General features: G+C 69.7%; 7 protein-coding genes and 1 tRNA gene. 2 read left to right on the top strand and 6 right to left on the bottom strand.

From position 1 onward, the window contains the following. Positions 1-93: 93 nt before the first annotated feature. From pknB to ACPT94_RS13835, 6 genes are all read right to left on the bottom strand, one after another. On the bottom strand, positions 94-2,094 hold the full coding sequence (gene pknB / locus ACPT94_RS13860; RefSeq protein ID WP_360349448.1) for a Stk1 family PASTA domain-containing Ser/Thr kinase: 2,001 nt from the start codon (positions 2,092-2,094) through the stop codon (positions 94-96). A 169-nt stretch (positions 2,095-2,263) separates the two neighbouring features. Next, positions 2,264-3,733, bottom strand: coding sequence for a penicillin-binding transpeptidase domain-containing protein (locus tag ACPT94_RS13855; protein WP_425245940.1), 1,470 nt, complete (start codon positions 3,731-3,733; stop codon positions 2,264-2,266). Further along, the gene (locus ACPT94_RS13850) at positions 3,730-5,169 is read right to left on the bottom strand and encodes an FtsW/RodA/SpoVE family cell cycle protein (protein WP_360349454.1); all 1,440 of its coding nucleotides are present in this window, start codon (positions 5,167-5,169) and stop codon (positions 3,730-3,732) included. The genes ACPT94_RS13855 and ACPT94_RS13850 overlap by 4 nt, the downstream gene beginning before the upstream one ends. Before the next feature lie 27 nt (positions 5,170-5,196). After that, positions 5,197-6,729: a Stp1/IreP family PP2C-type Ser/Thr phosphatase gene (locus tag ACPT94_RS13845; protein ID WP_425245939.1), complete on the bottom strand. Its 1,533-nt coding sequence runs from the start codon at positions 6,727-6,729 to the stop codon at positions 5,197-5,199. Between the two features lie 132 nt (positions 6,730-6,861). After that, on the bottom strand, positions 6,862-7,380 hold the full coding sequence (locus ACPT94_RS13840) for an FHA domain-containing protein FhaB/FipA (protein WP_425245938.1): 519 nt from the start codon (positions 7,378-7,380) through the stop codon (positions 6,862-6,864). Between the two features lie 10 nt (positions 7,381-7,390). Next, entirely contained in the window at positions 7,391-8,278 is an 888-nt protein-coding gene (locus ACPT94_RS13835; protein ID WP_425245937.1) for an FHA domain-containing protein, read from the bottom strand. A 412-nt stretch (positions 8,279-8,690) separates the two neighbouring features. Here ACPT94_RS13835 and ACPT94_RS13830 point away from each other — a divergent pair. Next, a tRNA-Leu gene (locus ACPT94_RS13830) sits at positions 8,691-8,777 on the top strand. Between the two features lie 538 nt (positions 8,778-9,315). After that, on the top strand, positions 9,316-10,722 hold the full coding sequence (locus ACPT94_RS13825; RefSeq protein ID WP_360349551.1) for a DUF2252 domain-containing protein: 1,407 nt from the start codon (positions 9,316-9,318) through the stop codon (positions 10,720-10,722). The last annotated feature ends 77 nt before the right edge of the window (positions 10,723-10,799 follow it).

Raw genomic sequence — 10,799 nt, 5'->3', positions numbered from 1 at the left:
CCCGCCCTACGTACCGCGGCTTACCCACCCACCACCCCGGGGGGCCCGGCCGGTCGAACCGGCAGGGCCCCACGTCTTGGTGCGGGGGTGCGGCTAGCCGCCGTCGGTGCCTCCGAAGACGATGGTTCCGCCGTTGTTGCCACCGCCGTTGTTGCCACCGCCGTCGCCGCCGAAGGTGACCAGGTTGACCGTCTGGCCCTTGTTCACCGTGCTGCCCGGGGCCGGGTCCGAGGTGAAGACCCTGGCGTTGTCGTCATCGCTGCCCTGGATGTTGCCGACGTTCAGGCCGGCGTCCTGGAGCGCCTTCTTGGCGTCCTTCAGGCTCATGCCCTGCAGGTTGCCCGGGACCTGGGTCTGCTGGTTCTCGGGCGCCTTGCCGATCTGGATCTGCACCTGGGAGCCCTTGTCGACCTGGGAGTTGGCCTGCGGCGTGGTCGAGATGACCTTGCCGACCTGGTTCGGGTCCTGGGTCTCGACCTCGGTGCAGTTGCCGACCAGGTCGTTCTGCTGCATCTGGGCCTTGGCGGTGTCACAGGACTGGTTGAGGACGTCGGGAACGGTCGCCTTCTCCTCCGCCTTGGCGATGGTGAGGGTGATCTTGGAGCCCTTCTCCACTTCGTTGCCGAGCTCGGGGTTCTGCTTGATGACCGTGCCCGCCTCCTCCGTGGAGACCTCCTCCTTCGTCTCGACGGTGAACTGGTACTTGTCACCCTCCAGCTCCGCCTTGGCGTCCTCCAGGGTCTTGCCGAGGACACTCGGCACGGCCACCTTCGGCGCGCCGGTCGAGACGGTGACGTTGATGGTGTCGCCCTTGTTGACGTCGGCCTTGGCCGGCGGGTTCTGGTCGCAGATGCTGTTCTTCGGCGTGTTCTCGCAGGGCTTCTGCGTGGGCACCAGCTTCAGCTCGACGTTGCCGGCCATCGTCTGAGCGCTCTGCAGGGTCTGCCCGACGAAGTTCGGGGCCGCGAACGGCTTGTCCGCGCCACCGTTGCCGCTGAAGGCCCACTTGCCGATCAGGATCGCGCCGACCAGCACCAGCACCGCCGCGACGATCAGCAGGATCGTCGAGGTGTTGGACTTCTTCTGGCGGCGCCGGTCGGGGCGGTCGTCGTAGCCGAAACCGCCGTCGTCCGGGTTCATCGGGGGCAGCATCGAGGTGGCGCCGGCGTCCGTGGAGCGCAGGGCCGTGGTGGGCTGGTCGTCGGGGTAGCCGCCGTAGCCGACCGAGCCCATGGCCGCCGTGGCCGCGACCGGCTGGCCGTCGAGGCAGGCCTCGATGTCGACGCGCATCTCGTCGGCGGACTGGTAGCGGTAGTTGGGGTCCTTGACCAGCGCCTTCAGCACGATCGCGTCCATCTCGGGCGTGATCTCGGGGTCGAAGACGCTCGGCGGCTGCGGTTCCTCACGGACGTGCTGGTAGGCCACGGCCACCGGGGAGTCGCCCACGAAGGGCGGGCGGACCGTCAGCAGCTCGTACAGCAGGCAGCCCGTGGAGTAGAGGTCCGAGCGGGCGTCCACCTGCTCGCCCTTGGCCTGCTCCGGGGAGAGGTACTGGGCGGTGCCGATGACGGCGGCGGTCTGCGTCATCGTCATACCGGCGTCGCCCATGGCGCGGGCGATGCCGAAGTCCATCACCTTGACCTGGCCGTTGCGCGTCAGCATGACGTTCGCCGGCTTGATGTCGCGGTGGACGATGCCGTTGCGGTGGGCGTACTCGAGGCCCTGGAGGATGCCGATGGTCATCTCCATGGCGCGTTCCGGCAGCAGCTTGCGGCCGGAGTGCAGCAGCTCACGGAGGGTGGAGCCGTCGACGTACTCCATGACGATGTACGGGATCGAGACCCCGTCGATGTAGTCCTCGCCCGTGTCGTAGACCGCGACGATCGCGGGGTGGTTGAGCGAGGCGGCCGACTGGGCCTCCCGGCGGAACCGGGCCTGGAAGGAAGGGTCGCGCGCGAGGTCCGCGCGCAGCGTCTTCACCGCCACGGTGCGGCCCAGGCGGGTGTCATGCGCGAGGTAGACCTCGGCCATGCCACCACGGCCGAGCACGTGGCCCAGCTCGTACCGGCCGCCGAGGCGACGCGGCTCTTCCATAGCTACCTACCAGCCCTCTCCGTCGGTCCCGACCGGCACACGCGTGCGGCCGGAGGCTGCCGTCCGGGCATACCGTACCCGGACGGCGCTGTGTGACCTGGCCAAGCCCGTCACCCGATACAGGACCGGTATCGCAACGTGCACCGATGCGTAGGCGACGTGATCGGGGTCACTTCTTGCTGTCGATGACTGCCTTCATCACGTCCCTTGCGATCGGGGCCGCCAGACCACCACCGCTGATGTCGTCACGGTTGGCGGAGCCGTCCTCGACGACGACGGCCACGGCCACCGGCGCGCTGCCGTCGGAAAGCTTCGCGTACGAGATGAACCAGGCGTACGGCTTCTCTTTGTTGTTCAGGCCGTGCTGGGCGGTACCGGTCTTGCCGCCGACCTTCACACCGGAGATCTTCGCCTTGCCGCCGGTGCCCTGCGGGTCGTTGACGACCGTCTCCATCATCTCCTGGAGCTTCTGCGCCGTCTCCGAGGAGACGGCCTGGGACAGCTCCTCCGGCTTGGTCGTCGTCAGGGTGTCGAGGTTCGGCGCCCTGAGCTGGTCGACCATGTACGGCTTCATCAGCTTGCCGTCGTTGGCGACCGCGGAGGCGACCATGGCCATCTGCAGCGGGGTGGCCCGGTTGGAGGCCTGGCCGATGCCGTCCATGGCGTTCTGCGGCCTGTTGTCCTCCGGGTACACACTCTTGGCGGCACGCACCGGAGTGTCCAGCGCGCCGTTGTTGTAGCCGAACTTCTCCGCCTGCTCGATCATCTTCTCGTTGCCGACGTTGTCGGCCATCTTCGCGAAGACGGTGTTGCAGGACACCATGAGCGCATAGCGCAGGGTGGCGTTCTCGCACTCACCGTGCTCGTTGGTGAGGGGCTTGGTCGACTGCGGCAGCGGGTACGGGTCCGGCGTCTTGGTGGCGTCGTCGATGCCCGACGCCGCGCCGTTCTCCAGCGCGGCGGCCGCGGTGACGACCTTGAAGGTCGAGCCCGGCGGGTAGGTCTCGCGCAGCGCCCGGTTGAGCATCGGGTCGTCGGGGTTGTTCGCCTTCTGGACGGCCTTCCAGGCCTCGGCGTCCTTGTCGGAGTTGCCGGCGAACTTCGACGGGTCGTACGACGGCGTGGAGACCAGCGCGAGGATCTTGCCGGTGGACGGCTCGATCGCGGCGACCGCGCCCTTCTTGTTGCCCAGACCCTCGTACGCGGCCTTCTGCGCGGCGCCGCTGAGGGTGGTGACGACGCTGCCGCCCTCCCTCTCCTTGCCCGTGAGCATGTCGAGCGTGTTGCGGAAGAACAGCCGGTCGTCGTTGCCGGAGAGGAAGCCGTCCTCCAGATTCTCCAACTGGTTGGCGCCGAAGGCCTGCGAGGAGAACCCGGTGACCGGCGCCCACATGGGGCCGTTCGTCCAGGTGCGCTTGTACTTGAAGTCGCCGCTGGTCTCCACGGAACCGGTGATGGCCTTGCCGTCGACGATGATGTTGCCGCGCGGGATGGCGTAGCGCTCGATGTTGACGCGGCGGTTCTCGCCGTCGGTGGCCAGGGTGTTGGCCTTGACGTACTGCAGGTAGTTGTCGCGGATGAGCAGGGTGAGGATCAGGAGTCCGCAGAAGATCGCGATCCGGCGCAGGGGCTTGTTCATGACGGGCGGACCACCTGGGTCATCTCGGCGTCGGGGTTGGAGGCGGGTGCGGGGGCCGGTCGGCGCGCGGTGTCGCTGATTCTGATCAGGATGCCGATCAACGCCCAGTTGGCGATGACGGAGGAACCGCCGTACGCCAGGAACGGCATCGTCATACCGGTCAGCGGGATGAGGCCCATCACACCGCCGGCGACGACGAACACCTGGAGGGCGAAGGCGCCGGAGAGGCCGATGGCGAGCAGCTTGCCGAACGGGTCACGGGCGGCGAGGGCGGTCCGCACGCCGCGCTCCGCGATCAGGCCGTACAGCAGCAGCAGGGCCATGACGCCGGCCAGGCCCAGCTCCTCACCGAAGGTGGCGAGGATGAAGTCGGAGTTGGCGGCGAACCGGATCAGCTCCGAGTGGCCCTGACCCCAGCCGGTGCCGAGGGTGCCGCCGGAGCCGAACGCCCAGAGGGCCTGCATGGCCTGCTCGGAGTGGCCGGCCACGTTCTGCCGGGAGAGCAGGTACTCGCCCATCGGGTCGAGCCAGGCGTCGACGCGCTGCTGGATGTGCGGTTCGAAGGAGGCCACGCCGACGGCGCCGACCGAGGACATCAGCAGACCGAAGACGATCCAGCTGGTCCGCTCGGTGGCGACGTACAGCATGATGACGAACATTCCGAAGAACAGCAGCGAGGTACCGAGGTCGGTCTCGAAGACCAGGATCAGGATCGAGATCGTCCAGACGACGAGGATCGGGCCCAGGTCGCGGCCGCGCGGCAGGTACAGGCCCATGAAGCGGCGGCTGGCGAGGGCGAGCGCGTCGCGCTTCACCATCAGGTAGCCGGCGAAGAAGACCGCCAGGACGATCTTGGCGAACTCACCGGGCTGGATGGAGAAGCTGCCGACCTGGATCCAGATCTTGGCGCCGTAGATGTTCCGGCCGAGGCCCGGCACCAGCGGCAGCAGCAGCAGGAACAGCGCGCCGACCATGGAGATGTAGGTGTAGCGCTGCAGGACGCGGTGGTCCTTGAGGAAGATCAGCACCACGATGAAGAAGGCGATGCCCATCGCCGTGTACATCAGCTGGCGGGGCGCGGCCGTGCCGGCCTGCTCGATCTGCTGCAGCAGCTTCGACTGGTCCAGCCGCCAGATGGCGACGAGCCCGAGCCCGTTCAGCAGCGTGGCCAGCGGCAGCAGCAGCGGGTCGGCGTACGGCGCGAACTTGCGGACCACGAGGTGGGCGACGCCGGCCAGCAGACCGAGGCCCAGGCCGTAGGCGAGCAGGCCGGACGGCACCTGTTCGTTGATGGCGAGGCCCACGTTGGCGTAGGCGAAGACCGGGATGACGACGGCGAACACCAGGAGCGCGAGCTCGGTGTTGCGCCGGCTCGGCGTACCGATCGAGCCGATCGTGGACGTGTGGTGCGTCGGCGTGTTGGTTGTACTGCTCATCGTGTGACGGGGCCTCTCACGGCTTGCCTACTGCTTACCGCACAGCGAGACGACCTTCTGCTCCTCCTCCGACAGGGTGGGGCCGGGGCTGGGAGTGGGAGCGGTCGGGGACGTGGACGGGTTCGGGGACGTGGTCACCGAGGGGCTCGGTGATGCCTTGGACGTGAGGGAGGCGGGAGTGGTTCCCGTGGTTCCTCCGGCCTGGCCCTGGCCGGTTCTGGAGGTCTTCTCGCTCCGGGTCGTGGCCGCCTCCGCCTTCTTCTTGCACGCGGAGGCCTGCACGGCCAGATCGTCGATCTTCTTCTGGGCGCTGGACAGACTGCCCGCGGAGATCGTCGCCTCGACCTGCTTCTGCTGGTACTCGGGGAGGTACTTGAGTTCGATCTCGGGGTGGTCCTTCTCCACCTTCGAGAGCGAGACCCAGGCCAGATCCTGGCTGATCCCGCGGTACAGCGCGAGGTGTTCACCGTTGGTGCCGACGTAGTACTGCGTCTGCGTCCAGCGCCAGCCGCCGTACAGCCCGCCGCCGATGACGGCGAGCGCCAGCACGCTGTAGAAGGATCTCTTCAGCCACCGGCGGTTCTTGCGGGGCTTGACGAAGTCGTCGTCGGTGTACTCCCCGAAGCCGCCCGTGGGAATGAAACCCGTCACATCGCCGGAGCCGGGCGGGCCGAACTCGCCGCCCCCACCGTGCCCCTGGCCCTGGCGGCCGAGACCGGCGGCACGGCCGGCCGGGGTCTGCATGAAACTGTTGTCCTGCAGCTGGTGCTGGTTCTCCGCGACGGCACCGACCACCACCGGGGTGTCGGACAACTGCCCGGCGAGGGTGTCGCCGGTGTCCAGGTCGAGCACGTCGGCGACGATCACGGTGATGTTGTCCGGGCCACCGCCGCGCAGCGCGAGCTGGATCAGCTCCTGCACGGTCTCCTGCGGGCCCTGGTAGCTGGCGAGGGTGTCCTCCAGGGTCTGGTGGGAGACGACCCCGGACAGTCCGTCGGAGCAGATCAGATAGCGGTCACCGGCCCGGACCTCACGGATCGACAGGTCGGGCTCGACATGCTCACCGCTGCCCAACGCCCGCATCAACAGGGAGCGCTGGGGATGAGTGGTGGCCTCTTCCTCGGTGATGCGGCCCTCGTCGACGAGGCGCTGCACCCAGGTGTGGTCCTGCGTGATCTGCGTCAGCACGCCGTCGCGCAACAGATACGCGCGCGAGTCACCGACGTGCACCAACCCGAGCCGCTGTCCCGTCCACAGCAGGGCGGTCAGCGTGGTCCCCATGCCTTCGAGCTGGGGATCCTCCTCGACCATGGCGCGCAGCTGGTCGTTGGCGCGCTGGACGGCCGCGCCGAGCGAGGTGAGCACGTCCGAGCCGGGCACGTCGTCGTCGAGAGCGACGATGGTGGAGATCGCCTCGGAGGAGGCGACCTCACCGGCGGCGGCGCCGCCCATGCCGTCGGCGATGGCGAGCAGGCGCGGACCGGCGTAACCGGAGTCCTCGTTGCCCTCCCGGATCATCCCCTTGTGCGATCCGGCGGCGAAGCGCAGTGACAGACTCATGCCCACCTCGCCCGTCGGCCCCGGGTACAGCCGGTCGTGTCGAGCCACACTGCCCACCCTCCGGTCGGGAGCGCGCCGGGGCCCGGGGTGCCGGCCACCACTGCGTGCTCGCTCCGCTCGCTCATTGTCGTACTACTTCCGCAGCTCGATGACGGTCTTGCCGATGCGGATCGGCGCGCCCAGCGGGATCGGTGTGGGAGTCGTCAGCCGCGTTCGGTCGAGGTACGTGCCGTTGGTGGAACCCAGGTCCTCGACGATCCACTGGCCGTCGCGGTCCGGGTAGATCCTGGCATGGCGGCTGGAGGCGTAGTCGTCGTCCAGCACGATCGTGCTGTCGTGCGCGCGGCCCAGCGTGATCGTCTGGCCCTGCAGCGCGACGGTGGTGCCGGTGAGGGTGCCCTCGGTCACCACCAGCTTGGAGGGGGCGTTACGGCGCTGGCGGCCGCCGCCGGCGGCCTGCTGGCGCTGCTGCGGGGGCGCCGCCTGCTGCCGGGCGGCCTGCTGCGGCCGGCCGGCTTCCCGCCGGGACCCGCGCTGGGTGACGCGCGTACCGAACAGGTCGCTGCGGATGACCTGCACGGCCACGATCACGAACAGCCACAGTACGGCCAGGAAACCCAGCCGCATGACCGTGAGGGTCAGCTCTGACATTGCCCCCGCTTCACCCTTCGGCTTGCCTATAGATAACGGTGGTGCTGCCCACGACGATCCGCGAGCCGTCGCGGAGCGTAGCGCGGGTGGTGTGCTGCCCGTCCACCACGATGCCGTTGGTGGAGCCGAGATCCTGGATCGTCGAGGGCGTTCCGGTCCGGATCTCGCAGTGCCGGCGGGAGACGCCGGGGTCGTCGATCCGCACATCGGCCTCGGTGCTGCGGCCCAGCACGAGCGTCGGGCGGGAGATCTGGTGGCGGGTGCCGTTGATCTCGATCCAGTGGCGGGTGCGGGACCCGGGCTGCGGTGCGCCCGCGAGGCCGCCGCCGGCCGCGCCGGGGCGCTGACCGCCCGCGGCGGGCGGGTAGCCGTAACCACCGGGGCGGCCACCGGCCGCGCCGGGAGCGCCGGGCGGCGGTGCGGACGGCATGGGGGGTGCGGCGGCTCCGCCGGCGGGCGGGTAGCCGTAGCCACCGGGGCGCTGACCGCCGGCGGGCGCGCGCTCGGGCGCCTGCTGGCTGCTGGAGGAGGCGAGCGTACGGCTGCGCACCCGGTACAGGCCGGTGTCGAGGTCGTCCGCCTTCTCCAGGTTGACCTTGATCGCTCCCATGAAGGTGTAGCGCTGCTGCTTCGCGTAGTCGCGCACCATGCCGGCGAGCTCGTCGCCGAGCTGGCCGGAGTAGGGGCTGAGGCGCTCGTAGTCCGGCGCGCTCAGCTCCACGATGAAGTCGTTGGGGACGACCGTGCGGTCGCGGTTCCAGATCGTCGCGTTGTTGTCGCACTCGCGCTGGAGCGCTCCCGCGATCTCGACGGGCTGGACCTCGGACTTGAAGACCTTGGCGAAGGTGCCGTTGACCAGACCCTCGAGACGCTGCTCGAACTTCTTCAGGACTCCCATGGGGCACCTCCTCCGTCGTGACTTGCGTCCCGCGTCCTGCTGCTTACCTGGTACTGCTTACTGATCGTATCCACGCGCCGGTGAATCGGCTGGTTCCCCCTGTCGGCCCCGTCGACGGGTGTCGACGCCCTCCTTATGCACCTGCTTCTGTCCAGGATCGTAGAGGCGGCCGAGGACCAGTGTCCCGCACCTGACGGTGGACCTCGCCCTGCTCCTGGGGAGACGGTCGTCATAGGTACGAGGTTGATACGTGAACCAGTCACCGCCGAGACGTACGGGGTTGCCACCGGGCTCTCGCGGTCACCCATGCCCCGGAACAAGGGATGTGAACGCACCCTGGCCCGCGTGCTAATGTTCTGCGTGTCGGAAGGCGCCGGGCCGAAAAGCCCACAAGCCGGAGGACACACCCAATGCGCGGGTGGCGGAATAGGCAGACGCGCTGGATTCAGGTTCCAGTGCCCGCAAGGGCGTGGGGGTTCAACTCCCCCCTCGCGCACCAGCTGGAAGCCCCTCAGGTCTCGGACCTGGGGGGCTTTCGCATGTTCGGGGGCGACTTCGGGGCGTGAGGTATCTCACGGGGTGTGGGATGCGGCCTACGGGGTGCGAGGGGCACGGGCGTCGGAGGCCGCGAGTGAGGTCGGCGCGGGCAGCTGGGAGTGGGGTGGGGCGAGGGGCGGTGTGGGCCGTGACGGGTGGAGGTGGGGGCGGGGTTGGGAGTGGGGTGGCCGCGAGGTGGCGTGGGTCGGTGACGGGTGGAGGTGGGAGCGGGGTTGGGAGTGGGGTGGCCGCGAGGTGGCGTGGGTCGGTGACGGGTGGAGGTGGGGTGGCCGCGGGCGGGTTGTCGATGGCTGGGAAGTTGTCCGCAAGGTGGGTTGTGCACAGGCGGGGAGTTGTCCACAGGGTCTGACGCCGCTCGGGCATCGGGCTGTACGGTCGGCACGAGTTGATGTTCGGCTCGTCGAGCCGAGCGATGTACGGACGATGCGTGACGTGCGGGGGAGGCGGTCGTGGTGACCGAGGTCGGCGCTGGAGCGGGCATGGGCGCGGAAGGGTCCGGAGGGGCGCGGCTTCCCCGGGTACGCGGATTCGCCGAGTGGCCCTCCCCGGGGTCGCCCAAGGAAGAGGGCAAGGCGCTGCGTCACCGCGTGCCGCGTGCCGCGCACGCCGGACTCGACCTGGACGCCTCCCGCCCCGACGCGGTGACGGCCGTCGAGGAGTCCAGCCGGGGCCGCATCCCCGAACTCACGCCGATCCGAGTGGGTCGGATGGCGGCCACACCGTTCGCGTTCCTGCGCGGCTCCGCCGGCCTCATGGCGTACGACCTCGCCCGCACACCCATGACCCGGATCCGCGCCCAGATCTGCGGCGACGCCCACGCGGCCAACTTCGGCCTGTACGGCGACGCCCGCGGCGGCCTGGTCATCGACCTCAACGACTTCGACGAGACCGTCGACGGCCCCTGGGAGTGGGACCTCAAGCGGCTCGCCGCCTCCCTGGTGCTCGCGGGCCGGGAGGCCGGCGCCGACGAGGACACCTGCCGCAAGGCGGCGCACGACGCGGCCGGCGCCTACCGCCGCACCATGCGCCTGCTGGCCAGACTGCCGGTGCTGGACGCGTGGAACGCCATCGCCGACGAGGAACTGGTCTCCCACACCGACGCCCACGACCTGCTGGGCACCCTGGAACGGGTCTCCGAGAAGGCCCGGGCCAACACCAGCGGGCGATTCGCGGCGAAGTCCACCGAGCCGACGCCGGAGGGCGGGCTCCGCTTCGTGGACGCGCCGCCGGTGCTGCGACGCGTGTCCGACGCGGAAGCCGCGGCGGTGGCCGCCTCCCTGGAGCAGTACGTGACCACGCTCTCCGAGGACCGCCTCCCGCTCCTCGCCCGGCACGCGGTGCACGACGTCGCCTTCCGTATCGTCGGCACGGGCAGCGTGGGCACACGGTCCTACGTCGTGCTGCTGCTGGACCACCGGGGCGAGTCGCTGGTGCTGCAGGTGAAGGAAGCGCGGCCGTCGGCCCTCGTCCCCCACCTGCTGACCGCCGGCTTCGACGCACCGGACGTCGACCACGAGGGCCGGCGGGTGGTCCTCGGCCAGAAGCGGATGCAGGTCGTCAGCGACATACTGCTCGGCTGGACCACCGTCGAGGGCCGCCCCTTCCAGGTCCGTCAGTTCCGCAACCGCAAGGGCAGCGTCGACCCCGCCGCCCTCGCCGCCGACCAGATCGACGACTACGGCCGCATGACCGGCGCCCTCCTGGCCCGCGCCCACTCCCACAGCGCCGACCCGCGCCTCGTCGCCGGCTACTGCGGCAAGAACGAGGAACTGGACGAGGCCGTCGCGACCTTCGCCGTCACCTACGCCGACCGCACGGAGGCCGACCACGCGGAGCTGGTGGCGGCCGTGCGGGCGGGGAGGGTGGCGGCTGAGATGGGGGTGTGAGGTGGGGGCCCGGTGGCGGGGTGAGTGCGGGGGGCGTGACGAGGCTGACCGGGGAGGGCGCTGAGTGGCGGGGCTGA

Source organism: Streptomyces aurantiaciflavus (assembly GCF_049808595.1).
Taxonomy (GTDB): domain Bacteria; phylum Actinomycetota; class Actinomycetes; order Streptomycetales; family Streptomycetaceae; genus Streptomyces.
This window is presented reverse-complemented; position numbering and strand designations above follow the sequence as displayed.

Bases quoted from the DNA above. Each gene is read 5' to 3' on its own strand.
- ACPT94_RS13835 (WP_425245937.1), bottom strand. From the start codon at position 8,278: ATGGGAGTCCTGAAGAAGTTCGAGCAGCGTCTCGAGGGTCTGGTCAAC.
- ACPT94_RS13850 (WP_360349454.1), bottom strand. From the start codon at position 5,169: ATGAGCAGTACAACCAACACGCCGACGCACCACACGTCCACGATCGGC.
- ACPT94_RS13825 (WP_360349551.1), top strand. From the start codon at position 9,316: ATGGGCGCGGAAGGGTCCGGAGGGGCGCGGCTTCCCCGGGTACGCGGA.
- ACPT94_RS13845 (WP_425245939.1), bottom strand. From the start codon at position 6,729: ATGAGTCTGTCACTGCGCTTCGCCGCCGGATCGCACAAGGGGATGATC.
- ACPT94_RS13855 (WP_425245940.1), bottom strand. From the start codon at position 3,733: ATGAACAAGCCCCTGCGCCGGATCGCGATCTTCTGCGGACTCCTGATC.
- ACPT94_RS13840 (WP_425245938.1), bottom strand. From the start codon at position 7,380: ATGTCAGAGCTGACCCTCACGGTCATGCGGCTGGGTTTCCTGGCCGTA.
- pknB (WP_360349448.1), bottom strand. From the start codon at position 2,094: ATGGAAGAGCCGCGTCGCCTCGGCGGCCGGTACGAGCTGGGCCACGTG.